The organism is Cyanobium gracile PCC 6307 (assembly GCF_000316515.1).
In the GTDB taxonomy this organism is placed as follows: domain Bacteria; phylum Cyanobacteriota; class Cyanobacteriia; order PCC-6307; family Cyanobiaceae; genus Cyanobium; species Cyanobium gracile.
Map to the genome: position 1 here is coordinate 1988288 of NC_019675.1, position 26176 is coordinate 2014463.

Annotated in this window: 28 protein-coding genes and 1 tRNA gene; 12 read left to right on the forward strand and 17 right to left on the reverse strand. The window is 71.3% G+C overall.

Annotation, left to right across the window (positions count from 1 at the left end):
* Nucleotides 1-31: 31 nt before the first annotated feature.
* Both CYAGR_RS09680 and CYAGR_RS09685 read left to right on the forward strand, forming a co-directional pair.
* The gene (locus CYAGR_RS09680) at nucleotides 32-1285 is read left to right on the forward strand and encodes a DUF3084 domain-containing protein (protein WP_015109624.1); all 1254 of its coding nucleotides are present in this window, start codon (nucleotides 32-34) and stop codon (nucleotides 1283-1285) included.
* Nucleotides 1282-1713, forward strand: a complete 432-nt coding sequence (locus tag CYAGR_RS09685) for a RuvC family protein (protein ID WP_015109625.1) — start codon at nucleotides 1282-1284, stop codon at nucleotides 1711-1713. The genes CYAGR_RS09680 and CYAGR_RS09685 overlap by 4 nt, the downstream gene beginning before the upstream one ends.
* On the opposite strand, the gene CYAGR_RS09690 is transcribed toward CYAGR_RS09685, so the two are convergent.
* The 4 genes from CYAGR_RS09690 to psbH are packed head-to-tail and all read right to left on the reverse strand — an operon-like array spanning nucleotide 1691 to nucleotide 3144.
* Nucleotides 1691-1948: a DUF3146 family protein gene (locus tag CYAGR_RS09690; RefSeq protein ID WP_015109626.1), complete on the reverse strand. Its 258-nt coding sequence runs from the start codon at nucleotides 1946-1948 to the stop codon at nucleotides 1691-1693. The two genes, CYAGR_RS09685 and CYAGR_RS09690, sit on opposite strands and share 23 nt — an antisense overlap.
* A gap of 18 nt (nucleotides 1949-1966) precedes the next feature.
* On the reverse strand, nucleotides 1967-2575 hold the full coding sequence (pth, locus tag CYAGR_RS09695; RefSeq protein WP_015109627.1) for an aminoacyl-tRNA hydrolase: 609 nt from the start codon (nucleotides 2573-2575) through the stop codon (nucleotides 1967-1969).
* A gap of 13 nt (nucleotides 2576-2588) precedes the next feature.
* On the reverse strand, nucleotides 2589-2924 hold the full coding sequence (locus CYAGR_RS09700; protein WP_015109628.1) for a TatA/E family twin arginine-targeting protein translocase: 336 nt from the start codon (nucleotides 2922-2924) through the stop codon (nucleotides 2589-2591).
* A 19-nt stretch (nucleotides 2925-2943) separates the two neighbouring features.
* Nucleotides 2944-3144 (reverse strand): photosystem II reaction center phosphoprotein PsbH, encoded by a 201-nt coding sequence (gene psbH / locus CYAGR_RS09705; RefSeq protein WP_015109629.1) that lies wholly within the window; start codon nucleotides 3142-3144, stop codon nucleotides 2944-2946.
* 135 nt (nucleotides 3145-3279) lie between these two features.
* Here psbH and psbN point away from each other — a divergent pair, with 135 nt between their 5' ends.
* Nucleotides 3280-3429, forward strand: coding sequence for a photosystem II reaction center protein PsbN (psbN, locus tag CYAGR_RS09710; RefSeq protein WP_015109630.1), 150 nt, complete (start codon nucleotides 3280-3282; stop codon nucleotides 3427-3429).
* Here psbN and CYAGR_RS19675 read toward each other — a convergent pair.
* Together CYAGR_RS19675 and CYAGR_RS19680 are read right to left on the reverse strand one after the other, a co-directional pair.
* Nucleotides 3417-4571, reverse strand: coding sequence for a glycoside hydrolase family 38 C-terminal domain-containing protein (locus CYAGR_RS19675; protein ID WP_245552499.1), 1155 nt, complete (start codon nucleotides 4569-4571; stop codon nucleotides 3417-3419). The two genes, psbN and CYAGR_RS19675, sit on opposite strands and share 13 nt — an antisense overlap.
* The gene (locus CYAGR_RS19680) at nucleotides 4487-6439 is read right to left on the reverse strand and encodes a glycoside hydrolase family 38 N-terminal domain-containing protein (protein ID WP_245552500.1); all 1953 of its coding nucleotides are present in this window, start codon (nucleotides 6437-6439) and stop codon (nucleotides 4487-4489) included. The genes CYAGR_RS19675 and CYAGR_RS19680 overlap by 85 nt, the downstream gene beginning before the upstream one ends.
* A gap of 162 nt (nucleotides 6440-6601) precedes the next feature.
* Here CYAGR_RS19680 and CYAGR_RS09720 point away from each other — a divergent pair, with 162 nt between their 5' ends.
* Entirely contained in the window at nucleotides 6602-6721 is a 120-nt protein-coding gene (locus tag CYAGR_RS09720; protein ID WP_015109632.1) for a photosystem II reaction center protein I, read from the forward strand.
* Nucleotides 6722-6838: 117 nt separating this feature from the next.
* The gene (locus tag CYAGR_RS09725; protein WP_156818442.1) at nucleotides 6839-10024 is read left to right on the forward strand and encodes a DUF3769 domain-containing protein; all 3186 of its coding nucleotides are present in this window, start codon (nucleotides 6839-6841) and stop codon (nucleotides 10022-10024) included.
* A gap of 7 nt (nucleotides 10025-10031) precedes the next feature.
* On the opposite strand, the gene CYAGR_RS09730 is transcribed toward CYAGR_RS09725, so the two are convergent.
* From CYAGR_RS09730 to CYAGR_RS09760, 7 genes are all read right to left on the reverse strand, one after another.
* Entirely contained in the window at nucleotides 10032-10664 is a 633-nt protein-coding gene (locus CYAGR_RS09730) for a 3-isopropylmalate dehydratase small subunit (protein ID WP_015109634.1), read from the reverse strand.
* Nucleotides 10661-12103: a 3-isopropylmalate dehydratase large subunit gene (leuC, locus tag CYAGR_RS09735; protein WP_015109635.1), complete on the reverse strand. Its 1443-nt coding sequence runs from the start codon at nucleotides 12101-12103 to the stop codon at nucleotides 10661-10663. Before leuC ends, CYAGR_RS09730 begins: the two co-directional genes overlap by 4 nt.
* Nucleotides 12100-12405 carry a DUF2811 domain-containing protein gene (locus tag CYAGR_RS09740; protein WP_015109636.1) on the reverse strand — a complete coding sequence of 102 codons (306 nt, stop codon included), beginning with the start codon at nucleotides 12403-12405 and terminating at the stop codon, nucleotides 12100-12102. Before CYAGR_RS09740 ends, leuC begins: the two co-directional genes overlap by 4 nt.
* Nucleotides 12406-12734: 329 nt before the next feature.
* Entirely contained in the window at nucleotides 12735-14009 is a 1275-nt protein-coding gene (locus tag CYAGR_RS09745) for a competence/damage-inducible protein A (RefSeq protein WP_043325682.1), read from the reverse strand.
* Nucleotides 14006-15088 carry an MraY family glycosyltransferase gene (locus CYAGR_RS09750; protein ID WP_015109638.1) on the reverse strand — a complete coding sequence of 361 codons (1083 nt, stop codon included), beginning with the start codon at nucleotides 15086-15088 and terminating at the stop codon, nucleotides 14006-14008. The genes CYAGR_RS09745 and CYAGR_RS09750 overlap by 4 nt, the downstream gene beginning before the upstream one ends.
* A 58-nt stretch (nucleotides 15089-15146) precedes the next feature.
* Nucleotides 15147-16457, reverse strand: coding sequence for a serine hydroxymethyltransferase (gene glyA / locus CYAGR_RS09755; protein ID WP_015109639.1), 1311 nt, complete (start codon nucleotides 16455-16457; stop codon nucleotides 15147-15149).
* A 135-nt stretch (nucleotides 16458-16592) separates the two neighbouring features.
* A tRNA-Arg gene (locus CYAGR_RS09760) sits at nucleotides 16593-16666 on the reverse strand.
* A gap of 115 nt (nucleotides 16667-16781) precedes the next feature.
* On the opposite strand from CYAGR_RS09760, the gene CYAGR_RS09765 reads away from it, so the two are divergent.
* From CYAGR_RS09765 to CYAGR_RS09775, 3 genes are read left to right on the forward strand one after another with little or no spacing between them, the layout of a single operon-like run.
* A complete protein-coding gene (locus CYAGR_RS09765) occupies nucleotides 16782-17021 on the forward strand; it encodes a 2TM domain-containing protein (protein ID WP_015109640.1) in 240 nt (79 codons plus the stop codon).
* Nucleotides 17018-17305, forward strand: coding sequence for a DUF3181 family protein (locus CYAGR_RS09770; protein WP_015109641.1), 288 nt, complete (start codon nucleotides 17018-17020; stop codon nucleotides 17303-17305). The genes CYAGR_RS09765 and CYAGR_RS09770 overlap by 4 nt, the downstream gene beginning before the upstream one ends.
* 56 nt (nucleotides 17306-17361) lie before the next feature.
* Nucleotides 17362-17619 carry a hypothetical protein gene (locus tag CYAGR_RS09775; protein ID WP_015109642.1) on the forward strand — a complete coding sequence of 86 codons (258 nt, stop codon included), beginning with the start codon at nucleotides 17362-17364 and terminating at the stop codon, nucleotides 17617-17619.
* Here the strand turns inward: CYAGR_RS09775 and murJ are convergent.
* A complete protein-coding gene (murJ, locus tag CYAGR_RS09780; RefSeq protein ID WP_015109643.1) occupies nucleotides 17616-19220 on the reverse strand; it encodes a murein biosynthesis integral membrane protein MurJ in 1605 nt (534 codons plus the stop codon). The two genes, CYAGR_RS09775 and murJ, sit on opposite strands and share 4 nt — an antisense overlap.
* Nucleotides 19221-19286: 66 nt before the next feature.
* Here murJ and sfsA point away from each other — a divergent pair, with 66 nt between their 5' ends.
* Nucleotides 19287-20045: a DNA/RNA nuclease SfsA gene (sfsA, locus tag CYAGR_RS09785; protein WP_015109644.1), complete on the forward strand. Its 759-nt coding sequence runs from the start codon at nucleotides 19287-19289 to the stop codon at nucleotides 20043-20045.
* On the opposite strand, the gene CYAGR_RS09790 is transcribed toward sfsA, so the two are convergent.
* Entirely contained in the window at nucleotides 20033-20227 is a 195-nt protein-coding gene (locus CYAGR_RS09790; protein WP_043326975.1) for a DUF4278 domain-containing protein, read from the reverse strand. The two genes, sfsA and CYAGR_RS09790, sit on opposite strands and share 13 nt — an antisense overlap.
* 262 nt (nucleotides 20228-20489) lie before the next feature.
* Here CYAGR_RS09790 and CYAGR_RS09795 point away from each other — a divergent pair, with 262 nt between their 5' ends.
* The 3 genes from CYAGR_RS09795 (at nucleotide 20490) to CYAGR_RS09805 (ending at nucleotide 24053) form a co-directional block, all read left to right on the forward strand.
* Nucleotides 20490-21941, forward strand: coding sequence for an ammonium transporter (locus CYAGR_RS09795; protein ID WP_015109646.1), 1452 nt, complete (start codon nucleotides 20490-20492; stop codon nucleotides 21939-21941).
* A 104-nt stretch (nucleotides 21942-22045) separates the two neighbouring features.
* Nucleotides 22046-23254, forward strand: a complete 1209-nt coding sequence (locus CYAGR_RS09800) for a 4-hydroxy-3-methylbut-2-enyl diphosphate reductase (RefSeq protein ID WP_015109647.1) — start codon at nucleotides 22046-22048, stop codon at nucleotides 23252-23254.
* A 121-nt stretch (nucleotides 23255-23375) separates the two neighbouring features.
* The gene (locus CYAGR_RS09805; protein ID WP_015109648.1) at nucleotides 23376-24053 is read left to right on the forward strand and encodes a DUF1997 domain-containing protein; all 678 of its coding nucleotides are present in this window, start codon (nucleotides 23376-23378) and stop codon (nucleotides 24051-24053) included.
* Nucleotides 24054-24076: 23 nt separating this feature from the next.
* Here the strand turns inward: CYAGR_RS09805 and CYAGR_RS09810 are convergent, their stop codons facing one another.
* Complete coding sequence (locus CYAGR_RS09810) at nucleotides 24077-24553, reverse strand: DUF4079 domain-containing protein (protein WP_015109649.1); 477 nt, start codon at nucleotides 24551-24553, stop codon at nucleotides 24077-24079.
* A gap of 68 nt (nucleotides 24554-24621) precedes the next feature.
* On the reverse strand, nucleotides 24622-26166 hold the full coding sequence (purH, locus tag CYAGR_RS09815) for a bifunctional phosphoribosylaminoimidazolecarboxamide formyltransferase/IMP cyclohydrolase (RefSeq protein ID WP_015109650.1): 1545 nt from the start codon (nucleotides 26164-26166) through the stop codon (nucleotides 24622-24624).
* Between the last annotated feature and the right edge of the window lie 10 nt (nucleotides 26167-26176).

The window sequence follows — 26176 nt, forward strand, 5'->3', positions numbered from 1 at the left end:
CTTGGTGCATCGCGGAACCGGGGCTCGGAAGGTGTCGGGTTGGCTGCTGATCCTCGCGCTCCTGGTGCTCGGCGGAGTGCTTTCCACCCTGGGCGACCGGCTCGGCAGCCGGGTGGGCAAGGCGCGCCTCAGCCTGTTCAACCTGCGGCCCCGCAAGACCGCCGTGGTGATCACGGTGCTCACCGGCAGCCTGATCAGTGCCGTGTCGCTGGGGCTGATGCTGCTGGTGAGCGAGCGCCTGCGGGTGGGGCTGTTCCAACTCGACCAGATCCAGGACCGCCTGCGGGACAGCCGCGCCGCCCTGAAGCGCAATGAAGGGGAGCTGACCCGCACCCGGGGCGAACTGGAGCGCAGCCGCCTCGATCTGATCACCGCCGAACGCCGCCGTGACCAGGCCCTGGCCAGCCAGCGCCGCGCCCGCGTCCAGCTGCTGGCCGCCGAGCGCCGCGTCGACACCCTGCGCCGCGAGCTGCAGCCCCTGCAGGCGGAGCGCGCCCGGCTGGAGGCCGAGCGGGCCCGTCTCAGCCGGGAGGTGCAGGGCCGGGACGCGGAGATCCGCCGCACCGAGGCCGAACTGGCCAATGTGCGCCGTCGCATCGCCGCCGGCGAGAAGGAACTCAAGGACCTGGAGACCAACGTCATCGCCCTGCGCCGCGGCGATGTGGTGATCGCCAGCGGCCAGCCCCTGGCCACCGCCAAGGTGCAGCTGCAGCGCCCCGACCAGGCCCGCCAGGTGATCGATGCCCTGCTGCAGGAGGCCAACCGGGCCGCCTTCCAGCAGCTGCTGCCCGGCCAGCCCCCCAACCGCCAGATCCTGCTGGTGCCCCGCAGCGACATCGTCCGGCTGGAATCCCTGCTCGCCACCCCCGGCGTCTGGGTGGTCAGCATCCGCTCGGCCGCCAACGTGCTGCGGGGCGAGGCCCAGGTGCTGGCCTTCCCCGACCTGCGCCCCAACCGCCAGGTGGTGGAGCAGGGGGAAGTCCTCTCCCGCACCGCCCTCGAACCCGACGTGCGCGAGATCGACGCCGTCCGCAGCCGCCTCAACCTGCTGCTGGCCGCCGCCTTCGCCAAGGCCCAGCGGCAGGGCACCCTGGTCAACGGCCTCCAGTTCGATGCCGCCGGCTTCAACGCCCTGGCCAGGGAACTCAGCGAGCGCCCCGCCGGCGTGACCGCCAACCTCGAGGCGGTGGCCCTCCAGAACGCCGACACCCCCGACCCGATCAGCGTGGAGCTGCGCTGGCCCCGCAAGGACGGAGCCGGCGCCACCCGGCCGGGGCGGCCATGACGGCGGCGGCCCCCGGCCCCCTGGCTGGGCTCGATCCGGGCCGCAGCAAGTGTGGCCTGGTGCTCACCGACCCCAGCCGCCAGGAAATCCGCGAGGCCCTGGTGCTGCCCCCCCAGGCGGCCTGGGAGCGGCTGGAGCAGTGGCACCGCCAGCAGGCCCTCTCTGCCGTGGTGATCGGCGACGGCACCGGCAGCGGCCCCTGGCGGCGGCGCCTGGAGCCCCTGCTGGCGGTGGAGCTGGTGGATGAGCGCGGCACCACCCTGGCGGCCCGGCGCCGTTATTGGGAGCTGTTCCCCGCCCGCGGCTGGCGGCGGCTCCTGCCCCTGGGCCTGCGCCAGCCCCCCCGCGACTACGACGACGTGGTGGCCCAGCTGCTGCTGGAGCGTCGGCTGCGGCGGGAGCTGATCAGAACGACGCCCGCACCGTGAACACGTAGTCGCCGCCCGGTTCGAGCTGGTAATCGGCCTTGAGCAGGAAGCGCAGCAGGGCGTCCTGGATCAGGGCCCGCCCCAGGGACGGCTCCACCTGCAGCTCGCCCCGATCAAAGGCCCAGCGGAAGCGCCACTGGAAGCCGCCCGCGCTGATCTCCCCCTCCAGCAGGCAGGGGCTGAAGCTCTGGCGCAGCACCCGCAGCTGGGCGGTGGTGGCGGGAAGGCGGCTCACGGGATGCTGTCGATGCTCTCAGGATGGCGGCGGATCGGCACGAAAACTGTTCAAACGGTTGGCGGCCTTCTCCAGCCCCACGCGCCGGATCAGATCGATGCCCGCCTCCACCTCCTCCAGCACCGTCTCCAGCACCGGCCGGTCGGCAGCGGAGAACTTGCCGAGCACATGCGACACCGTGCGGGCCCGGCGCTCCTCGGGCGTCTCGCCGGGGGCGCCGATGCCGATCCGCAGCCGCGCAAAGGACTCGCTGCCCAGGTGGGCGATCGTGCTGCGCAGGCCGTTGTGCCCCCCGGCGCCGCCCGCGGCCCGCACCCGCAGGCGCCCCAGGGGCAGGTCCATGTCATCCACCAGCACCAGCATCTGGGCGGGCTCGAGCCGGAACCAGTCGAGGGCGGCGCGGATCGAGCGGCCGCTGTCGTTCATGAAGGTCTGGGGCATCAGCAGCCGCAGCCGCCTGTCCCCCTGGCCGGTCTCGGCCAGCAAGCCGTGCAGACGGGCCTGGCTGCGGAAACTGGCGCCACCGGCGCGGGCCAGCCGCTCCAGCACCATGAAACCGACGTTGTGGCGGGTGTCGGCGTAGCGGGGGCCGGGATTGCCCAGGCCCACCAGCAGTTGAAGATCCAACGGAAGGCGACCCTCAGCTGGCGGGGCCGGTGGAGGGTGCGGCGCCCTCTTCCACAGCCGCCGGCGGCGTTGCCGGTTCAGCGACGACAGGCGTCACGCCGGCAGGAGCTTCAGCGGCCGGCGTGATGGCGGCGGGGGGGCCGGAGATGTCGATCGGCTGCTGAGTCGGCTGCTCAGTGCCCACGGCCGTGCGGAACTCCTTCTCGAATTCCTGCGAGGCCGACTGGAAGCCGCGCAGGGTGCGCCCCAGGGTTTTACCGAGCTCGGGGAGCCGCTTGGGTCCGAAGACCAGCAGCCCGATGGCGGCAATCACCGCCATCTCAGGCAGACCGATGCCGAAGATGTTCATGGACAGGGGGCGAGAGGAATCAGCCGACGCCGTTCCAGTTGACGTTGATGCCCTCGAGCAGCAGGGACTTGTTGTACAGCTGCAGGATCACCAGCAGGAACACCAGGAAGAGCAGCATGAACACGCCCATCACAGGGGTGGTACCCCAGCCGGGCACCACCTTTCCGTACTCGGAATTCAGGGGGCGCAGCAGGTTTCCCAGACGGGTGCGTTGGGCCATGGCAGCTCGGACCTCTCGGGCACGGAATCGCGGTGCTTACTGTAAGGGTCTTGCCGGCCGCACCGAGTTGGGCTGTCGAGAGTTGTGACGGAAGCCCCCCAGCCCCGCGACCCCTCCCCCGCCTGAGAGCCCTCCATGGATCCCGCCGCCAGCACCTCCCCCGCCCTCTCCGTGGCCCTCGCGGTCCTCGCCGTGCTGCTGGCCCTCACCGGTTTCGGGGTGTACACCGCCTTCGGCCCGCCGTCCAAGGGCCTCACCGATCCCTTCGACGATCACGACGACTGAGCCGCCGCGCTCCCCGCCGGCGCTCGCCGCAGCCGCCAGTGCCCCAGCTGCCAGGGGCCAAGGGCCAGCGGCTCCGGCCCCTGATCATCCGGGTGTTCCCGCCCGGCCGCCTGGGGCTGACCCAGGGCATCGCAGCATCCGAGCACGCTCCAGTCCGGGCCAGCTGAGAAGCGCCGCCGGCAGGGCCCCAGGTTCTGGACGCTGAGCAGCACCGCGCCCGCTTCCAGGCCGTCGCCCGTCGCGTTCTCTTCCGCCGGCAGGGGCCGCAGGGCCACGAGCTGCAGGTCCTCGCCGAGGGACGGGAACAGCCTGTCGGCCGCCCCCACGGCCTCGACGCCTGCTCCGGCGGACGGCTCCATCGGCCGACACCAGAGGGGCTCCCGCAGCCGGGTGGCCTGCTGGGGCGCGGCGGCCGCCCGCCAGCCGCCGGGGCAGGGCAGCAGGGCCAGCCGCTGCCGCTGCCAGCCGTTGTCGGCGCCGGGATCGGGCCAGGTGGGCGCGCGCAGCAGCGACACCCCCAGGCTCTCCGCCTTCGCCGACACCCCCTGGGGACCGTCGAGCAGCACCGCCAGCCCGTCGCCGCGGCCCGGGCCCACCGCGGCCATCCAGCTGATGGCGCTCACCTCCCAGCGGGCCCGCTCCCGGGCGGTGCGGGCCGTGGCCGGCCGCTCGATCACGCCGCCGGCCGTGTCGGCCGCCCAGCGGCAGGCCGGATCGGCCAGGGGAATCTCCAGCCGCAGCAGCTCGTGGCGCTGCCGCCACTGGGTACCCAGCACCAGCTCCAGCCAGGGGCTGCCCGCCAGCAGGCGGCCGTCGAGACGCACCGGGCTCTCGCCGCAGCGGCCGCGCCAGACGAACCGGGCGCAGAGCGGCCCCGTCTCCAGCCACTGCGGCAGCCCCTGCCAGCTCCAGGCCAGCGGGTGCTGGCGGTAGTCGGCGGCCAGATCCCAGGCATCCCAGAACTCGCCCCGGTCGCGCCAGCGGCACCAGGCCAGCGGGCCCCCCAGCTGGGGCGTGCCGTCCCCATCGAAGAGCTGCTCCACCCCCGCCGGGCCGATCAGCGCCGACACCAGACCGTTGCCCAGACGCCAGCGGTCCGGTCCTTCGCCGGCAACCCGCTCCAGGCGCACCGCCCCCGCCACGGGGGCCGCAGCACCATCGCTGCCGGCGGGCGTCGGTTGCCGCCGCAGCCGCCGCACCCCCACCCCCTCGAGGCCGGGAATCTGCAGCCACTGGCCGCCCCCGGGGCGGGCTGGCCCGCCAGGCGCCGTTCGCCGTCCGCCGCCGCCAGCCACCAGTCACCGGCCGGCAGCCGCAGGGTGCGGGGCTGGGCCGGCAGCGGCTGCAGCTGCACGACACACCAAGGCTCAGCGGCGCTCGAGGGCGCCGCGGCCGTCCCACCGCTGGTCGCCGGCGCCGCCAGGCCCAACCGCAGGGCCCGGTCGCGCCGGCGGGACGCTCGGCGCCTCGCTCCCCGCCACTGGGGCTCGGCCTGCTCGAACACCTCCGGGATCGCCGTGCCCGGGAGGATGTCGTGGAACTGCTGGAACAGCAGGGTGCGCCAGTCGTCGGTGGCGGCCGGCGCCGGCCGGCCGAAGAGCGCCGCGGCCAGATCCGCCTCCCGCAGCAGCCGCTCCAGGGTGCGGTTGTGGCGCTTCTGGTCCGGCCGGCTGGTGGGGCAACCGCGGTGCAGCTCCAAGTAGAGCTCGTCGCGCCACACCGGCAGCTGGCCCGCCAGCGACTCCAGCGGCGCCAGGTAGGAGCGCAGGGTGCCGTGGCGCTGGCCGGCGGCCACGGGCTGGTCCTGCCAGAGCGCCAGCTGCTCCAGCATCTCGGCGGTCGGGCCGCCGCCGTGGTCGCCGACCCCGGGCAACCAGAGGGCGTCGGCGCAGCCGCTGGCCCGCTGCCACTGCAGCCGGTAGCGCTCCATCGCCACAGGATCACCGTCGGTGCCGATCGGCGCCGTCATCAGGGCCAGCACCTCGGCGCCGCAGCGGCTGCGCCAGCGGAACAGCCGGTGAGGGAAGGGATTGGTGGCGTTCCAGGCCAGCTTGTGGGTGCAGAACCAGCGCACCCCGGTGGCGGCCGCCAGCGCCGGCAGACCGGCGGCGAAACCGAAGCTGTCCGGCAGCCAGGCGAGCCGGTGGCTCCACTCCGGGAAGCTGCGCAGGCTGTAGGCCTGGCCCTCCTGGAACTGGCGCAGCAGCGAGGTGGTGGAGAGCAGCACGCAGTCGCTCTCCACCCACGGCCCATTGAGCGGCTCGAAGCGGCCCGCCTCCATGGCCCGGCGGACGCGGGCGAACAGGGCCGGCCGGTGCCGCTCCAGCCAGGCATACAGGGCCGGGGTGGAGTGGCCGAAGTGGAGCGTGTCGAAGCGCTCCATCAGATCGAGGGCGGAGGTGAAGGTGCGCTCCGCCGCCTGCCAGGTGTCGGCCACCGGCCACAGCCAGGCCAGATCGAGATGGGCATGGCCCAGCACCTGCAGCACCCCCTCCCCCGGCGCCCCATCGCGGCGGTGCTCACGGCGCAACTCCTGCAGCTCGGCGGCGGTGGCCGCCAGCAGGCCGAGGGGGTCGGTCGGATCGAGGGGTTCCAGCTCGATGCGGCTGCTGATCAGGGCGCCGTCGTCGTGCAGGGGGCTGCGCAGCCGCAGCTCCAGGTCCAGGGCCTCCCCCCGCCACCAGCGCTCGGGCAGGGGCCAGCGGCAGGCGGTGTCGAACAGATCGCCGCTGTGGATGCGCTGGCCGTCCACCCACAGCTCGGCGCTGTCGGCCCACCATCGCAGCGCCAGCCGCGCCCGGGCCCCCGCCGCCAGGGGGGCCCAGCCCTGTGGGCACGGGCAGCGCAGGCGCAGACGGCACCACTGGCCGCCCCGCGGCCAGATGATCAGACCCCGGGCCGCCCAGTCGGGGCGATGCCGCAGCCCCCACTCCCCCCCCAGCGCCGGACCGCTTCCGCCCCCGGGCTGGTCGGCCTGCCAGAGGGGTTGGAGATCCAGGGGCCGGGGCATGGGGAACGTGACCGAAACGTTTCAATCGGAGCCGGTTGCCCCCGCCAAACGGCATCGGACAGCCTGGATGGCCAACCACCACCCATAAGATGATGCGGCTGCCGAGGGGTCATCGAGACCCGTACCGGCGCCTGTCACTCCCTGTCACCCGCCGGACAGACCATGCTCGCTCTCAAGATCTCGGTTTACTCCGTCGTCTTCTTCTTCATCGGGATCTTCGTCTTCGGCTTCCTGGCCAGCGATCCCACCCGCTCCCCCAGCCGCAAGGACCTGGAGGACTGACCCCTTCGGCGGCGGCCCCGCCCGCCACCCGTCCGGACAACCGGACCGCTGCGGGGGACACCCCCGAACTCCCATGGCAGGATCGGCCGCGTTCTTGCCGTTCATGCGCTGCCAGTGGTGCTCCATCCCCGCTCGGGACGTCGCCAGGCCCCTGCAGGCCTGACCCCCGGGCTGGTCCTGTGGCTGGGCATCTCCGCTGGGCTGACTTTCACGGCCGCACCGGCCCAGGCACGGCCTGACGCACCCTCCAGGCTTCAGGCCGCCCAGGCGCAGCTCCCTTCGACGCCGGCAGCCACCCCCGGCACCGCTGCCACCCCGGATCCCTTCGACGACGAGCCCCACGCCGAGCCCCAGGCCGGCGTCGAGGCCCCACTCGATCCGGCACCCACCGTTCAGCCCCCGGCCCCTAGGCGTCGCCCCCTGGCGGTCACGCCCCAGCCCCAGCCCGCACCGGAGTCCACCCCGGCCGACCCCGCCGCCACGGCAGCGCCCGTTCTGGGTCTGGAGGCCGCGCCGGCCAGCGACGCCATGCCCCTGGAGCTGGAGCTCACCGCCAACCAGCAGGGCTACGACGGCCAGCTGCAGCGCTTCGTGGCCACCGGCAGCGTCATGGCCCGCCTCGCCGGTGGCCGCCTGCTCGCCGACCGGCTGGAGTTCGAGGCCACCACCCGCACCCTCTATGCGGTGGGCAACGTCCGCTTCCAGCGCGGCCAGCAGTACCTGCAGGGCAGCCGCCTCCGCTATGCCCTGCTGGAGGGGGTGGGGGAGATCGACGACGTCTATGGCGTCATCGATCTCGACAGCACCAAGGAGGACTTCGACCTCGAGCAGGAGGCCTCCCAGCCCCTGCCGCCGCCGGAGCCGATCAGCTGCACCCCCTCCTATCCGGCCGTGCCCCAGTGGCATCCCTACCCCTGGGCCGTCACCACCTGGGCCGGCCAGATGTATGCCGGTGAATTCGGCGACACCTTCACCTTCAGCGGTCGCTTCCGGCCCGAATACCTCGGCGGCATCGGCCTGCAGCGCCGCCTCTTCCAGGCCGGGCCGCTGTCGCTGGAGTTCGATGCCAACCTGCTGGGACACCGGGCCAGCGCCCAGCCGGGGGGTGGCTTCAACCAGCTCATCCCCTTCTCCGACACCCCCGCCCAGACCTTCGGAGAATTCACCGGCGGCCTCGGTCTGCGCCTGTGGCTGCGGCCGTGGCTCAACGTCTACTTCGTGGAGGGCCTGAGCGTCCTCACCGCCAAGAGCAACTACGAACAGACCTTCCGCCAGAACTCGGCGCGCCTGCTCAACTACCTGGCCTTCGAGGTGGAGGCCCTGGTCACGCCCCGCTGGTCGGCCGTCGGCCGCATCCACCACCGCTCCGGGGCCTACGGCACCTTCAGCGGCGTCAGCGAGGGCAGCAACGCCTATCTGTTGGGCCTGCGCTACCGCTTCGGCACCGACAGGCCCGCCAGCCAGCCGATGCCGGTGCCGCCCGCCCAGGGTTGCCCGGAGGCCCCGCCCCTGGCCAGCGAACAGCCCGATGGGCTGGCCCAGCAGCTCGAGCAGGTGACGATGGGCCCGGGCTGGACCGGCACCAGCGGCCAGCCGGCCCCGGCGCCCCCCGTCCAGCCGCCGGAGGACAGGGGCGGGGTGTGGCGCAACGCCCGACATCAGGAACGGCTGCGCCGCGAGGCCATCGCCCGGATCCCCCAGCGGGTCGAGAACGTGACCTTCGAGCGCAGCCTGAAGGCCGAGCGGCGCTTCGGTTTCCCGCGCGAATTCACCACGCCGGAGGTGGCCAACGATTTCGGCACGACGCGGCCGGAGCAGCTCAGGGACCAGACCACCCAAGGCAACCAGGAGCTGATCAAGGGCACCGTGAGCCGCTGGCGGATCCAGGCCCGCCGCCTCAAGATCACCCCCAACACCCTCTCGGGCGATCGGGTGGGCTTCACCAACGACCCCTTCACGCCGGCCCAGTCGTGGATGGATTCGGAGAAGGTGGTCATCACCCTGCTGCCCAACGGCGACACCCTGGTGAAGGCGCGCCGCAACACCCTGCGCCTGGAGGATCGCCTGCCGATCCGGGTGGTGCGCCAGCGCCGCATCCAGAAGCAGGAGGAGGTGAGCAATCCCCTGGTGATCGGCAACGACCGGGAGGACCGGGACGGCTTCTTCCTCGGTTACAACATCCCGGTCAGGATCGGCGAGAAGGGACTCCTCAACCTGCAGCCGCAGGTGATGGTGCAGCGCCTCTACACCGGCAACACCGACGCCTACCCCCTGCCCGGCTCGCCGGCAGGCTCCACCAACATCGTCGAGCAGCCCGCCAAAGGGGGCGACTACTTCGGCCTGGATGCCCGCCTCACCGGACCGGTGCTCGGCTTCAACGCCGATGCCCGCCTCTCCATCTCCACCTTCAATCCCGACAACTTCGCCAACGGCACCCGCAGCTTCGGCGACCTCTCCCGGCTGGTGAAGGTGCCGGTGCTGGGCTTCAGCACCCTGCGCCTGTTCGGGGCCTACCGCTTCCGCACCTGGAACGGCTCCCTGGGCGAACAGGACGTCTACTCCGCCTATGGCGTCTCGCTGGAGCAGCAGGGCAGCCTGCCCAGCTGGGGGTCGATCTCCCGCAGCTACTACTGGCGCATGGGGGTGGGCAACTTCCAGGCCAACCCCACCACCGGCACCGATCTGCTGCAGCTGTGGCGCGCCAACGCCATCGGTTCGATGAACTTCTCGTTGCCGATCTGGACCGCCAAGCCCACCAGCAGTCCGCCCGTGGTCTCGCTGGCCAATACCCCTGTGCCCATCGTTCCGGGCCTGCGCTTCAACGCCAACCTGCTCGGGGTGGCCGCCTACTTCAGCGACGGCACCAACCAGAACACGATCGGACTCTCCGGGGGGCCCACCCTGACCCTGGGGCGCTTCGAGAAGCCGTTCTTCGACTACACCCAGCTGACCATCACCGGCGGCATCACCCTGCGGCAGGGCCAGAGCCCGCTGAACTTCGACCGCGCCGTCGACCTGGGCACGGTCGGTATCGGCCTGTCGCAGCAGATCGTGGGGCCGCTCGTCTTCAGCGGCGGCATCGGCTTCAACGTCGATCCCAACTCCGGCTTCTACGGCGACGTCACCGGCTCCTACCTGGAGCTGCGCTGGCAGCGGCGCTCCTACGAGATCGGCGTGTACTACAGCCCCTACGACGGCCTGGGCGGCATCCGCGTGCGGCTCAACGACTTCAACTTCAACGGGCCGGGCACGCCCTTCATCCCCTACCACCCCACCCAGGGGGCCCTGCAGCGCCCCTTCTAGGCGGTTTCTAGGCGGTGGCGAAGCCGGCCAGATAGGGGAGCCGGCCGGCGGTGGCCCGCAGCTCGGCGTCGTGGGCCACGAGCTGGGCCGTGCCGTTCCACTCCCCGCTCACCAGCATGCGGCGCGGACCGGGCGCCAGTTCCAGGGGCCACGCCAGGGGCTCGCCATCAGCGTCCAGGGTCACCAGGGGCGGCTCGAGATCCAGCTGCAGCCGGGCGCCGGGATGGGCCGCGACGGCGGCCTGGAGCGCCAGCACCGTGGCGTGGTCGGCACTGAGGCAGGGGATCCCCAGGGCCAGGCAGTTGCCGAAGAAGATCTCGGCGAAGCTCTCGCCGATCACCGCCCGGATGCCCCAGCGCATCAGCGCCTGGGGGGCGTGCTCCCGGCTGGAGCCGCAGCCGAAGTTGCGGTTGACCACCAGGATCGCGGCGCCCTGGTTGGCGGCGCGGTCAAAGGGGTGATCGCCGGCCCGCTCGCGGCGGTCATCGGCGAAGACCCCCTCGGCCAGACCGTCAAAGGTGACGCACTTGAGGTAGCGGGCCGGAATGATCCGGTCGGTGTCGATGTCGTCCCCGGGCACGACGACGGCGCGGCCCTGGCACTGCTGGATCGGTCCGGCCGGAAAGGGGGTGGCGCTCATGCTGGGGTGGGGGCGGGCTCAGGGGAAGACGGGGTGGCGATCAGGCGGCGCACGTCGGCCACGTGGCCGCTCACCGCCGCCGCGGCCACCATGGCCGGACTCATCAGCAGGGTGCGACCGGTGGCGGAACCCTGGCGCCCCTTGAAGTTGCGGTTGCTGGAACTGGCACTGATCTGGCGTCCCTCGAGGCGGTCGGGGTTCATGGCCAGGCACATCGAGCAACCCGGCTCGCGCCATTCGAAGCCGGCCTCGCGGAACACCGCATCGAGGCCCTCCGCCTCAGCCGCGGCCGCCACCTGCTCACTGCCCGGGACCACGAAGGCCTTGATGCCCGCCGCCACCTGCCGGCCGCGGGCGACGGCGGCGGCGGCCCGCAGGTCGCTGAGCCGGCCGTTGGTGCAGCTGCCGATGAAGCAGACATCCACCGGCAGCCCCTCGATCGGCGCCCCGGGGCGCAGGTCCATGTAGCGGTAAGCCTCCTCGGCGATCGGCCGCTCGTCGCTGTCGGTCTGCTCGAGGGTGGGCACGGCCTCGTCGACGCCGATGGCCTGCCCCGGCGTGATGCCCCAGGTGACGGTGGGCGCGATCGTGGCCGCATCGAACACCACCTCGTGGTCGAAGACGGCGTCGGGACCGGAGGCCAAGGCGCTCCACCAGGCGACGGCCCGCTCCCAGGCCTCGCCGGTGGGGGCATGGGGCCGCCCCTGGAGATAGGCGAAGGTGACGGCATCGGGGTTGACGTAGCCGCAGCGCGCCCCGCCCTCGATGGCCATGTTGCAGAGCGTCATCCGCTCCTCCATCGAGAGGGCCTCGATGGCCGGGCCGGCAAACTCGTAGGCATAGCCCACGCCGCCCTTCACCCCCAGGGTGCGGATCACGTGCAGCACCAGATCCTTGGCGTAGACCCCGCTCTGCAGGGTCCCCTCCACCCGGAGCCGGCGCACCTTGAGCTTGCCCATCGCCAGGCTCTGACTGGCGAGCACATCACGCACCTGGCTGGTGCCGATGCCGAAGGCGATGGCCCCGAAGGCGCCGTGGGTGGAGGTGTGGGAATCGCCGCAGGCCACGGTCATGCCGGGCTGGGTGAGCCCCAGCTCCGGGGCGATCACGTGCACGATCCCCTGGCGGCCGCTGCCGAGGCCGTGGAGGGTGATGCCGTGCCGGGCGCAGTTGGCCTCCAGGGTGGCGAGCATCTCCTCGGCCAGGGGGTCGGCGAAGGGCCGGGCCTGGGAGGTGGTGGGCACGATGTGGTCGACCGTGGCGACCGTGCGCTCGGGATGGCGCACCGACAGGCCCAGATCGTCGAGGGCGGCGAAGGCCTGGGGGCTGGTGACCTCGTGGATCAGGTGCAGCCCGATGAACAGCTGGGTGGCACCGCCCGGAAGATCGGCGACGCGGTGCAGCTCCCAGACCTTGTCGTAGAGGGTGCCGGCGCTCAAGAGGAAGGATCGAGACGGTCAGAAACCACCCTAGAAGGAGGGTGTTCCACCGGTGCGGGCTCCCGGCGGAACAGGCCGTTGAGGTAGTGGCGGGCCACGGCGCGGTCGTGGCTGCCGTGCTGGACAAGGAAACCGGCCAGGGCGGCCTGCATGAGCCGGTACTGGTCCCACTGGGGGTGCACCCGGATGAACTCCCGCATCGCCTCGAACAGGTCCTCCGGCATCTGGTTCTCGATGCTCACGGTGCGGGGAGCGTGGTCGGGAATCTGGCTCATGCGGCGCTGGTCGTCGGTCCCCCCCATCAGGCCATGGGGCCGCCCCCCGCGTCAAAGCGCCCCCCGTCGGGCCGGTCCCAAGGGACCGCCGCTGAGAATCCCGGCGCAGGACGGCTTCCCGGCCGCCGCCCGGGGGTGGCCGCCGCAGCGGTGCCTGCCGGGGGACGTGGTCAAGGGGGGGAGGCCTTTCCCGCAGCCGGGAGCCAGGACCCCTCCGGCAGCTCGGCCCGACCGCCGCCACCTGTGGAAAACGTCCCTGCTTTCGGGGGAAAAGGGCCAGGCCGGGGGGAAAAGTCCATGCCTCAGGATTCGTGATCGATGGCGGCCGCGGCAGCAGATGTTCCGATCAGGCCGGCTCAGATCGCCCCAGTGTTCAGCCGTAACCGCAGACGGTTCAGGCTTTCCCCCACCGTCAGCGTCTGGATCCAGCCGCGCTCGCGGCCGCTGCCGAAGCGCACCGCCTCGCTAACGCAGCCGTCGGGTCCGGCCACGGCGATGTGCACCAGCCCCACCGGCTTCTCGACAGTGCCGCCACCGGGTCCGGCGATGCCCGTCACCGCCACGGCCCAGGTGGCCCCCGTGAGGCGGCGCACCCCCTCCGCCATCGCCACGGCCACCGGGTCGCTCACCGCCCCATGGCGCTCGAGCACCGCCGCCGGCACCCCCAGCAGGGCCTGCTTCACGGCGTTGGCATAGGCGATCACGCCACCGAGGAACACCTCCGACGCCCCCGGCACCGCCACCAGGGCGGCACCGAGGCCGCCGCCCGTGCACGACTCGGCCACCGCCAGGGTCTCGCCCCGACGCCGCAGGGCCGCCAGCACCACCGAGGCCAGGCTGTCGCCGTCGGCGCCGAAACAGCTGGTGCCGGTGCGGCGGCGCAGTTCCGCCTCCACCGGGGCCAGGAGGGCGGCGGCGGCGGACGCGTCGCCGGCCCGGGCCGTGACGCGCAGCTTCACCTCCCCCGCACCGGCGTAGGGCGCCACGGTGGGGTTCTCCAGGGCCAGCAGGTCGTGTACCCGCTCGGCCAGGTCGGACTCGGCCACCCCCCAGAAGCGCAGCATGCGGCTGGCGAACACCCCGCCCGCCAGGCCCGCCTGCCGCAGCCAGGGGGCCGCGGTGGCGTGCCACATGGCCCGCAGCTCGCTGGGCACCCCAGGGAAGGTGAGCACGGTGAACCCCGGCACCGGGGTCCAGATCATCCCGGGCGCCGTGCCGGTGGGGTTGGGCAGCACGGCGGCCCCCCGCGGCAGCAGGGCCTGCTTGCGGTTGGAGGGGGCCACGGTCCGGCCCCGGGCCGTGATCCGGGCCTGGATGGCCGCCCAGATCTCGCCGTGCTCCACCAGGTCGGCGCCGAAGGCCGCCGCGATCGCCTCGGTGGTGAGGTCGTCGGGGGTGGGCCCCAGGCCGCCGGTGGTGACCAGCACCCGGCAGCGGCCCGCCGCTTGCCGCACCGCCTCGATCAGCCGCTCCCGGTTGTCGCCCACCACCTGCTGGCGGTGGTGCACCACCCCGAGGGCCGCCAGCTGTTCCGCCAGCCAGCGGGCATTGCCGTTGACGATGTTGCCCAGCAGCAGCTCGGTGCCGATGCAGAGCACCTCCACCCCGGCGCCGCCGGGGGGCCCGCTCACTTGGCCTCCTCCTGCATCTGGCGGCGGCAGACCACCAGCACGGCGATCAGCACCGCCGTAGCCAGCGCCAGCCAGAGGAAGCGCATCTCGGCATTGGCCAGCACCAGGGCGATGGACGCCAGCCACTGGGTGAAGGCATAGATCAGCACCACCGTGCGGCGATGGCTGAAGCCGGCCCGCAGCAGGCGGTGGTGCAGGTGGCGGCGATCCGGGTAGAAGGGCGAGCGGCCGGCCCGGAGGCGGCCCATGATCACCGCCGACATGTCAGCCAGGGGCAGGGACAGGATCATCAGGGGCAGCAGCAGGCTGACGCTGGTGAGCCGCTTGGCCGGGCCGACAATGCTGATCGCCGCCAGGGCGAAGCCGAGGAAGTAGGAGCCCCCGTCGCCCATGAAAATGCGGGCCGGGTTGAAGTTGTGGCGCAGGAAACCCAGGCAGCTGCCGGCCAGGGCCGCCGCCAGCAGGCCGGCGGCGGGCTGGCTGAGGCTGAAGCTCACCGAGAGCAGCCCGACGGCAGCGATGCCGCTCACCCCCGCCGCCAGCCCGTCGAGGCCATCCAGCCAGTTGATCGCGTTGGTGATCCCCACCAGCCAGACCACTGTGGCCAGCAGGCTCAGCCCCTCCGGCAGGGGCAGCCCGGCGGCCGAGCTCCCCAGGCCGAAGGGCAGGTCGATGCTGCCGATGCGCACCCCCTGGTTCCACACCGCCGCCGCCACGAGCACCTGGCCGCAGAGGCGGGGCAGGGGGGGCAGGGCGAACAGGTCGTCCGCCAGACCGATCACGAAGAAGCAGAGGGCCCCCGCCAGGGTGGTCCAGATCAGCTGGTCCTTGTCCGGCGGCAGGTCGGCGAAACCGCCGAAGGTCCAGGTGCAGGCCAGCGAGAGGCTGAAGCCCGCCACGATGCCGACGCCGCCGAGCCGCACCATGGGCAGGGTGTGCTGCTTGCGGTCGTCGGGGGGATCGACCAGCCCCCAGCGCAGACCGAGCCTCCGCACCACAGGCACGATCAGCGCCGTGAGCAGGGCCGCCGCGGTGGCCGTGAGCAGGGCCGCCGCGTTGGGGCTGTAGGCGAGGGTCACAACGGCGGGCCGGAAGAGTGCGGTCCTGAAGGCGACACGTTACGGGTGTACGGGGCCGTCAGGCGTGCTGGAGCTCACGTTGTCGTCCATAGAGGGGGAAGCGCCCGCAGAGGGAGGCCACCCGTTCGCGGCAGCGCAGTTCCGCTGCGGCATCCTCCGGGTGCAGGAGCCGGTCGGCGATGACGTCGGCCACCTCGCGGAAGGCCTCGGCATCGAAGCCCCGGGTGGTGAGGGCGGCGCTGCCCAGGCGCAGGCCGCTGGTCACGAACGGCGACTCCGGATCGAAGGGCACCGTGTTCTTGTTGGCGGTGATGTTGACGTCGCTCACCAGGCGGTCGGCCAGCTTGCCGGTCAGGCCGATGGAGCGCAGATCGAGCAGCACCAGGTGGTTGTCGGTGCCGCCGGAGACCACGGCGATGCCCCGCTCCTGGATCCGCTCGGCCAAGGCCTGGGCATTGCGCACCACCTGCTGGCTGTAGCTGCGGAAGCTGGGCTGCAGCGCCTCGCCGAAGGCCACGGCCTTGGCGGCGATCACGTGCTCCAGCGGCCCCCCCTGGGAGCCGGGGAAGACAGCCTTGTCGAACTGGCGGCCGAAGGTCTCGTCGTTGCAGAGGATCAGGCCGCCCCGGGGGCCCCGCAGGGTCTTGTGGGTGGTGGTGGTGACGACGTGGCAGTGGGGCACCGGGCTGGGGTGCACGCCGGAGGCCACCAGGCCGGCGATGTGGGCCATGTCGGCCAGCAGGTAGGCCCCCACCTCGTCGGCGATGGCCCGGAAGGCGGCGAAGTCGATCGTGCGGGGGTAGGCGGAATAGCCGCAGATGATCAGCTTCGGCCGGTGCTCGAGGGCCAGCTGGCGGATGGTGTCGAAGTTGAGCTGGTGGGTCTCGGGGTCGACGCCGTAGTGGACGGCCTTGAACCACTTGCCCGACACGTTTACCGGCGAGCCGTGGGTGAGGTGGCCGCCGTGGGAGAGGTCCATCCCCAGGATCGTGTCGCCGGGCTGCAACAGGGCCAGGAACACGGCGAAGTTGGCCTGGGCGCCGCTGTGGGGCTGGACGTTGGCCCAGGCCGCGCCGAACAGCTGCTTGGCCCGCGCGATGGCCAGGTCCTCGATGATGTCGACGTGCTCGCAGCCGCCGTAGTAGCGCTTATGGGGCAGGCCCTCGGCGTACTTGTTGGTGAGCACGGAGCCCTGGGCCTCCATCACCGCCCGGGAGGCGAAGTTCTCGCTGGCGATCAGCTCGAGGTGGGTCTGCTGGCGCCGCAGCTCCTTCTCGATCAGGGCGGCGATGGCCGGATCGCCGCTGGCCAGGGGGCTGTCGATGGACGCTGCTGGGTGCGCAGGGCCGTGATCCGCTCGGTCCGCCATGGGGCTACTCGGTGTGAAACCGATCGTAGGCAAACGCCGCTGGCCTGGCCGGGCCCCGCGCACCGCCTCGGCAGCACCGCCCCGGCAGCACCGCCGGACAGAAAAAAACCGCCCCGTGGGGCGGTGTGGAAGAAACGCGCCTGGAGAGATTCGAACTCCCGACCCTCTGATCCGTAGTCAGATGCTCTAATCCGCTGAGCTACAAGCGCCTGCCTGGTCATTCTCACCCCACGGGGTGCCGATCCGTCAACAACGCCCCCGCCGCCCCCGGCCCGATAGGGTCCGCAGCAGAGCCCAACCACCGCCTGCGGCGGTCTTCCCTCCATGCCGATCCGCTGGTACGGCCCCGCCGATCCCGACGATCCCACCTATAGGCACTTCGAGCGGATCGTGAACCTGACGCTCCATGCCGCCCTGTTCGCCGCCGTCAACAGCGGCCTCTGGTTCGTCCAGGGCCTGCGGCACCCCTGGTCCCACCTGGGCTGGCTGACGATCGGTTGGGCCGCCCTGCTGCTGGTCCATGGCAGCGTGGTGGTGCTGCAACGCCCCGAGACCCAGCCATGACGCTTGCCGCCGCCGATCTCGAGGAACTGACCCGGGCCATCGCCGACCGGCTGTATGTGCAGGTGGCCGGCTGGCACCTCTATCTGGGCGATGCGGGCCTGGCCCAGATCCTGGCGATCGAATGCGCCGCCCGGCTCGACCAGGGCGCCGAGGTCTGCGCCCGCCAGGCCCTGGAGGCGGTGCAGGTGCCCATCGGCGGCGGGGCGACGCGGCTGCCCCTGGCCCGCCTGGTGCCCGCCGGCCAGCTGCGTGATCTTGAAGACGTGCTGCAACCCTTTTGCTGACGCCCGCGGCCGGAAGACCGTTCTACCGATAGGGTGACGCCCCACGCAGGCGGGTCGTGCTGGTCATCGAAGTCACCAATGCCCGTGACGTGGTCCGCCAGCGCATCGGCCGCCTCGGCGGGCGTCTGATCGGCAAGGTGGTCGATGCGGAGGCCCAGGTGGAGAAGGCCCTGATCCAGGAGCTGGAGAGCGCCTTCCGCGACTTCGGCATCGAGGCCCGCATCTTCTCCATCGACGGCCCCCAGATGATCGGCCGCTCCCATCTGGAGATTCCGGTCCAGGTGCGCGAGGAGCGCCAGGTGCGGCTCCCCTAGGCCCGACGGCGCACCATCCGCAGCAGCTTGCCGGCCTCGGGCACACCGGCGAGGCTGGCCAGCAGTCCGTAGAGGCCCACCGCCAGGGCGGCACAGAGGGTGTTCTGGAGCAGCAGCCCCCCCAGGCCCGGAGGCCAGGCCACCTCCAGCGACAGCCACCAGCAGGCCGCCCCGCCCGCCAGGGCGGCCAGCAGCAGCTTGCCGCTGTCGGCGGCCCAGAGCCGCAGGGGCAAGCCCCCCAGCCGCCGGCTCAGGGCCAGCAGCAGGCCGGCGCAGGTGATCAGGTTCACCGCCACGGTGGCCAGCACCAGGCCGGCGGCGCCGGCGTTGAGCATGGGCAGCTGGAGCCCCCAGCCAGGGGTGGGACCGCCGGTGAAGGCCCAGCAGAACACGGCGTTGAGGCCGATGCCGGCCAGGGACCAGCGGAAGGGGGTGTTGCCGTCTCCGAGGGCATAGAAGACCCGCACCAGCACGTCGCGGCCCAGGTAGGCCGGCATGCCGATCCCGTAGGCCATCAGCAGCTGGCCCACCAGGTCGGCGGCACCGCGGTCGAAGGCGCCGCGCTGGTAGATCAGGGCCACGATCGGCACGGCCAGGGCCACCATCAGCGCCCCCAGGGGCAGCATGGTGGCGTTGGAGAGCATCAGGCCCTGGCGGATCCGGACCACCAGTTCGGGCCGGTCCTCCGGCGCCGTCAGCCGGGCGAACACCGGCAGCAGCGGCACCAGCAGCACGTTGGAGAGCAGCCCGAGGGGCGTCTGCACCAGCAGGTTGGCGTACCCCAGGCCCGCCGCCGCCGCCGGCATCCCCGAGGCGAAGAACAGGGACACGAACACGTTGATCTGCAGCATGCCGGAGGAGAGGGTGGCCGGACCCATCACCTGCAGCACCTCCCGCACCCCGGGATCGCGCCAGTCCCACACCAGCTGCAGCCGGTTAAGGCCCTCCTTGGCCAGGGCCGGCAGCTGGATCAGCCACTGCAGGATCGCCCCCACTGTGGTGCTGGCGGCCAGCACCACGCCGCCGATCACCGCCGTGGCGGGCAGGGTGATGCCGCTGCCCAGCTGCCACCAGAGCAGGCCGATGCCGGCGATGACGGCGACGCTGGAGAGCAGGGGGCTCACCGAGGGCAGCCAGAACACGTCGGCGGCGTTGAGGGCGCCGAAGCCGAGGCCGATCAGACCGGCGAACAGGGCCATCGGCGCCATCCAGCGCAGCTGCAGCACGGCCAGGGCGTGGCGGTCCGCGTCGAGGCCGGGACCCACCAGATCGATGAGCGGGTCGGCGGCCACCAGCAGCAGCAGGGTGACGACGATCAGCCCCGCCCCCACCAGGGTGTTGATGCTGGCCAGCACATGGGCGCCCTCCTGCCGTGGCCGCCGGGCCAGCACGCTGACCATGGCGCTGTGGAACGGGCCGTTGATGCCGCCGAGCAGGATCAGCAGGAACCCCGGCAGCACATAGGCGTAGTTGTAGGCGTCGTAGGCCGCGCCCACACCGAAGGCGGCGGCGATCACCTGCTGGCGCAGCAGACCGGCCACCTTGCTGAGGGCCGTGGCCACCCCCACGATCAGGGCAATCCGGCGCAGGGATCGGGCCATGGCGGCGGGGCACTGCCCATCGGAACGCACGGCAGTATGGCCCTCCCCCTTCGGGCAGCCGACCCCATGGCCCCAGCGACCGTTGCCGTGCCCGTGCTGTCCACCGGTCCGATGGTGGAGGGGGTGCTGCTGAAGCGCTACAAGCGCTTCCTGGCTGACGTGCAGCTGGACGATGGCCGGACGGTGACGGCCCACTGCCCCAACACCGGGCCGATGACCGGGGTGCTGCGGCCGGGCGGACGGGTGCGCCTGCGCCACGACCCCTCACCCAGCCGCAAACTGGCCTGGACCTGGGAGCAGGCCGAGGTGCCCGGCCATGGCGGCCACCCGGTCTGGGTGGGGGTCAACACGGCCCTGCCCAACCGGCTGGTGCGGGCCACGATCGAGGCGGGCTGCCTGGAGCCCTGGCTGGGCCCGATCGCCGGTATCCGGGCCGAGGTGCCCTACGGCGAAGGGCGTCGCAGCCGGATCGACCTGCTGCTGACACCGGCGGAGGGCGCCGCCGATCCCCGGCCCATTTATGTGGAGGTGAAGAACACGACCTGGAGCGACGCCGACCTGGCCCTGTTCCCCGACACGGTCACCGAACGGGGCCAGAAGCACCTGGTGGAGCTCACGGCCCTGGTGCCCGGGGCCCGGGCGGTACTGGTGCCCTGCCTGAGCCGCGGCGACGTGACACGCTTCGCGCCGGGGGACAGCGCCGACCCCCGCTACGGGGAACTGTTCAGGGCCGCTGTGGCGGCCGGGGTGGAGGTGCTGCCCTGCCGCTACAGCTTCGATGCGGCGTCAGTGACGTGGCTGGGCCTGGCTGCTCAGGCGTGGTGATGGTGGTAGTGGGCGCCGCGGTAAACGAGATCGAGGGCTTCATCCACGGGGGACGGCTGGTGCCGCAGGGGCGCGTCGTAGTGATGACCGCGGTAGACGTGGTCGATCGGGGCGGGCGAGGGGAGCTCGTCGTGGCTGTGGTCGTAGGGGAGACCCCGATAGCAGAGGGCGGAACGGGCCATGGCGACAAAGGCGGAGATGGGGAGGCCGGGGCGGCTTCCCTGATGCATTTTTAGCGCCTCAGCACTGTCCAGCTTGAACATTTCTTGAAATTCTTTGCATTCTTTAAGGATTGGCCCTGTCGCGGCCTGCCGGGCGGCGGGGTGGCCTCCGGTTGATTTGGTAGCGAAACAGACATTGGAACGGGTGTCCGTCATGGATAGTCGGAGCTTGTTGATGCCTACTCCGGCGTCAGAAGTCGAACGTTCTCTTCACCACGTTCCCATGATCGATTCAAGTCACCCGCACAAGGTTCGACCGCCGAGAAATCTCAGCGAGGCCAGCCTGCTTGAGGCCCCGGCCGTGTTGATGCGCAAGGTACGTGGTCTCTCTTCCCGCACCAGCCTCACCTGGTTCGCCTGTGTGCCTCTGGCCCTGTTCATTCTGGGCCTGTTCAACCTCTCCGCCCACGCGGCCGACCTGCCCGAGCTCACCCCCGCCTTCCTGATCAACAACCTCTGGTTGTCGATCGCGGCCTTCCTGGTGATCTTCATGAACGCAGGCTTCGCCATGGTGGAAGCCGGGCTCTGCCGCCAGAAGAACGCCGTCAACATCCTGGCCAAGAACCTGATCGTCTTCGCCCTGGCTGCCTCGGCGTACTGGTTCATCGGCTACAAGATCATGTACAACGCCTCGTGGGTGATCCCTGGGGTCTTCAAGTTCGGCGGCTTCTTCTTCGACCCCACCGTCACCGCTGAAATGGTGACGGAAGGCAAGCTCGTCCCCAGCGTCGACTTCCTCTTCCAGGTGGCTTTCGCCGGCACCGCCGCCACGATCGTCTCCGGCCTGGTGGCCGAGCGCATCAAGTTCAACGAGTTCGTCATCTTCTCCCTGGTCCTGGTCGGCGTCATCTACCCGATCGCCGGCTCCTGGCAGTGGAACGTGGGTGAGGGTTGGCTGAACAAGCTCGGCTTCCTTGACTTCGCCGGATCCACCGTGGTTCATACCGTCGGCGGCTGGGCCGGTCTGGTGGGCGCCATGATCCTCGGCCCCCGCATCGGCAAGTACATCGACGGCAAGCCCCAGGCGATCCCCGGCCACAACCTGGCCATCGCCACCCTCGGCTGTCTGATCCTCTGGCTCGGCTGGTACGGCTTCAACCCCGGTTCCGTCCTGGCCATGAATGAGCTGGTTCCCTACGTGGCCGTCACCACCACCCTCGGCGCCGCCGGCGGTGGCATCGCCGGGACCCTCTTCTCCCAGATCCACTCCGGCAAGCCTGACCTCACCATGACCATCAACGGCATCCTCGCCGGCCTGGTGGGCATCACCGCCGGCTGCGACGGCTTCCCGATGTGGGCCTCCTGGGTCGTGGGCTTCATCGGCGGCGCCATCGTCGTCTACGTCGTCAGCTTCATCGACTCGATCGGCATTGATGATCCCGTGGGTGCCTTCTCGGTCCACGGCATCGGCGGCATCTGGGGCACCCTGGCGGTGGGCCTGTTCAACGCCGACAAGGGTCTGCTGATGGGCGGTGGCTTCGGCCAGCTCGGCATCCAGATCCTGGGATCCTTCGTCTTCTCCATCTTCACGATCGTCACCTCATGGATCGTCTGGAGCATCCTCAGTGCCGTCTCCGGCGGCATTCGCGTCGAGGAGCATGAGGAGGTGCAGGGTCTCGACATCGGCGAGCACGGCATGGAGGCCTATCCCGACTTCGTCGCCTCCACCAACTGACTCTCGGGGCCTGCTCCCGCAACCGACCGCGGCTTACGCCGCGGTTTTTTTTCGCCCGTCCCACCGCCGACCCCCATAGAGTCGGCACAACCCGGTACCTGCCTGTGGACACCCGTGCCTTCAAGCGCTCCCTCCACCACTCGGATCGCTACAACCGCCGCGGCTTCGGCCTGGGCGACGAGGTCGCGGGCAGCCTCGAGCAGGCCTACCAGAGCAACCTGATCGCCAGCCTGCGGGAGAACGGCCATGTCCTGCAGCGCGGCCGCCTCAAGATCCGCCTGGCGGAGGCCTTCGGCTTCTGCTGGGGCGTGGAGCGGGCGGTGGCGATGGCCTACGAAACCCGCCGCCACTACCCCAGCGAGCGGATCTGGATCACCAACGAGATCATCCACAACCCCTCGGTCAACGCCCATCTGCGCCAGATGGACGTCCGCTTCATCCCGGTCGACGACGACGTCAAGGACTTCTCCGAGGTGGGCACCGGGGACGTGGTGATCCTGCCGGCCTTCGGCGCCACCGTGCAGGAGATGCAGCTGCTCAACGAACGGGGCTGCCACATCGTCGACACCACCTGCCCCTGGGTCTCGAAGGTGTGGAACACCGTCGAGAAGCACAAGAAGCATGCCTTCACCTCGATCATCCACGGCAAGGTGAAGCACGAGGAGACCCTGGCCACGAGTTCTTTCGCCGGCACTTACCTGGTGGTGCTCGACCTGGCCGAGGCCCGCATGGTGAGCGACTTCATCCTCGAGCGGGGCCAGGGGGCCACCGATCGCGAGGCCTTCATGCGCCATTTCGCCAATGCCTGCTCCCCCGGCTTCGATCCCGACCGGGATCTGGTGCGGGTGGGCGTCGCCAACCAGACCACCATGCTCAAGAGCGAAACCGAGGAGATCGGCCGCCTGTTCGAGCGCACCATGCTGCAGCGCTACGGCCCCGCCGAGCTCGACGAGCACTTCCTCGCCTTCAATACCATCTGCGATGCCACCCAGGAGCGCCAGGACGCCATGTTCGCCCTGGTGGACGAGCCCCTCGACCTGATGGTGGTCATCGGCGGCTACAACTCCTCCAACACCACCCACCTGCAGGAGATCGCCGTCAGCCGCGGCATCCGCTCCTTCCACATCGACACCCCCGAGCGCATCGGACCGGGCAACCGCATCGAGCACAAGCCCCTGGGCGGTGAGCTCGAGATCCTCAAACCCTTCCTGCCGGAGGGGCCGGTGCGGGTGGGCATCACCTCCGGCGCCTCCACCCCCGACCGGGTGGTGGAGGACGTGATCGAGCGCCTGGTGGGCCTCAGCGAGGAGTGAACCCCCACAGGGTGGCTTTACATTCACGAAAGGTTTTCCTCCCCCCAGGGCCGCCCGGGAGATCAGAACCCCCGTCCTTTCTGGCCGTTCCCCTCTGACCCACCGCACGCCCCAGACCACGATGGCGGCAGGCTCCTCCCTGCACCAGGGTCCCGACGACACCGGGGCCACCCCCAGCGAGCCCCTGCGCGACAGGGCGGACCCTGCCATCCGCCGCTACGCCAGCGTCTTCGCCGATCTGATGGAGATGCGGGCTCCGGCCGCCGTGGTGGGGGCCTACCTTGACCGCCATGAGGGCTGGTTCCGCCGCTGTGCCGCCCCGATGACGGTGGAGCCGATCGGCAGCCAGGGGTATGTGCTGACCCTCGGCCGCTTCGGCAACTTCGGCTTCGAGGTGGAGCCCACCATCGGCCTCGAGCTGCTGCCCCAGGCCGCCGGGGTCTACCGCATCGTCACCGTGCCCCTGCCCGACTCCGACGCGGCCCTGCGGGGGCTCTACGACGTCGAATTCGCGGCCTCCCTGCGCCTCGACGAGGCCAGCGGCTCCGAGGTGTCCCACGAGGAGGTGGATGGGGTGATGCTCCACACCCTGGTGCGCTGGCAGCTCGACCTGGCCGTGTGGCTGCGCCTGCCCGGCATGCTCTCCCTGCTCCCGGAGCACCTGGTCCAGAGCAGCGGCGACCACCTGCTGCGGCAGATCGTGCGGCAGATCTCCCGCCGGCTCACCTGGAAGGTGCAGGAGGATTTCCACGCCAGCCACGGCATCCCCTGCCCGCCCCGGCGCCGGGCCCAGTTCTGAGCCCTCGCCCCAGGGTGCGGTACTCAGGTGGCGGGGGCGGTGAGGATCTTGTTGACGATCTGCATGCCGCTGACGGCCTGCCACAGGAACAGGGTCATCAGGGTCATGTTGAGGCCCACGTGCACCTTGCGGGCGATCAGGTTGCCGGCCTGCATCAGGGGGGAGAGGGAGGCCGCCAGGGCGATCAGGGAGAGCATGCCGAGCCCCACCAGCAGGTGCGGGCTGACAAACAACTTGCCGTTGTTGATATAGGTGACGGCCATGCCGCCGACGCAGCCCAGCACCATCAGCGCCAGGACGATGCTGCCGAACTGGAAATGGCGCTTGGCGAACTGCCCCTTGATCAGCTCCTTACGGTCCTCGGCGCTGGCCGTGCGGGTCTTCTTGGCCTTGATCCCCAGGACCATGGCGTAGCCCGCCAGACCCAGCAGCACCCACATCAGCAGGGGGTGGGCGAAGTTGAGGGCGAAGGCGATCGAAGCGGGAAGGGCGGCGAACATGAGGCGTTGGAACTCCACCGGGCCAGGGCCGGCTGCGAGTGCATCGAAGTTACAACTTCTCCGTGCCCTCAGTGCAGAAAGTGACGACGGCCGGTGATCACCATCACCATGTTGTTGGCATTGCAGGCGGCGATCGAATCCGGGTCGCGCTTGCTGCCGCCGGGCTGGATCACCGCCCGGATGCCGTGCTCCGCCGCCAGCAGCACCGTGTCATCGAAGGGGAAGAAGCCGTCGCTGGCCAGCACGGCCCCCCGGGCGGCTTCACCGGCCGCCTCCAGGGCCAGGCGGGCCGAGCCCACCCGGTTCATCTGGCCCGCCCCGACCCCGAGGCTGCGGCCATCGCGGGCCACCAGGATGGCGTTGGAGCGCACATGGCGCACCACCTGCCAGGCGAAACGCAGATCCCGCCATTCCTGGGCGCTGGGCTGCCGGTCGCTCACCACCTGCCAGGTGTCGGGATCGGCGGGGCCGTCGTCCGCCTGCTGGGCCAGCACCCCCCCCAGCACACTGCGCAGCTGCAGGGCTCCGGCGGCCCCCGCCACGGCGCCGGGGTCGAGCTCCAACAGGCGCAGGTTGGCCTTCGGCTCCAGCCGCTGGCGCGCCTCCTCGGAGAAGGACGGCGCCACGACACATTCCAGGAACAGACCCGCCAGATGCTCGGCGGCCGCCCCGTCCACCGGCCCGTTGAGGGCGACGATGCCCCCGAAAGCGGAGATCCGGTCGGCATCAAGGGCCCGCAACAGGGCCTCGGCGGTGTCGGCGCCGATGGCGACGCCGCAGGGGTTGGTGTGCTTGATCACCACCGCCGCCGGCTCGGCGCCGGGGCCGTAGCCGAAGGCCGCCACCGTGGTGAGGGCCGCCTCCAGGTCGATCAGATTGTTGTAGCTGAGTTCCTTGCCCTGGAGCTGGCGGGCCGCCCCCCAGCCCACGCCGGCCTCGCCGAACCAGCGGGCGCCCTGGTGGGGGTTCTCGCCGTAACGGAGCACCTGCCGCAGGGGCAGCTCCAGCCGCAGGGGCTGCCCTGGTTCATCGGCGAGGCGGCCATCGATCCAGGTGGCGATGGCGGCGTCGTAGGAAGCGGTGTGGGCGAAAGCCGCCAGGGCGAGCCGGCGCCGCAGGCTCCCGTCGACCTGGCCGGCCGCCAGGGCCTCCAGGAAGGCCGGGTACTGGTCGGGATCGGTGAGCACCGCCACGTCGGCGTGGTTCTTGGCGGCGGCACGCACCATCGCCGGGCCACCGATGTCGATGGTCTCGATGGCCGTCTCCCAGCTCACGGCGGGGTCGGCCACGGTGGCGCGGAAGGGATAGAGGTTGACCACCACCACATCGATGGTGGTGATCCCCTGGGCCTCCAGGTCGGCGCGGTGGGCGGGATCGTCCCGGCGGGCCAGGATGCCGCCATGGATGCGGGGATGGAGGGTCTTGACCCGACCGCCGAGGATCTCCGGAGCGCCGGTGTGCTCCGCCACCTTCGTCACCGGCAGGCCGGCGGCGGCCAGGGCCGCGGCGGTGCCGCCGCTGGAGAGCAGCGCGTAGCCCTGGGCGAGCAGCCCCTCAGCCAGCGGCACCAGGCCCCGCTTGTCGGACACACTCAGAAGGGCCGTGGCAGCCATGACGGCGGAA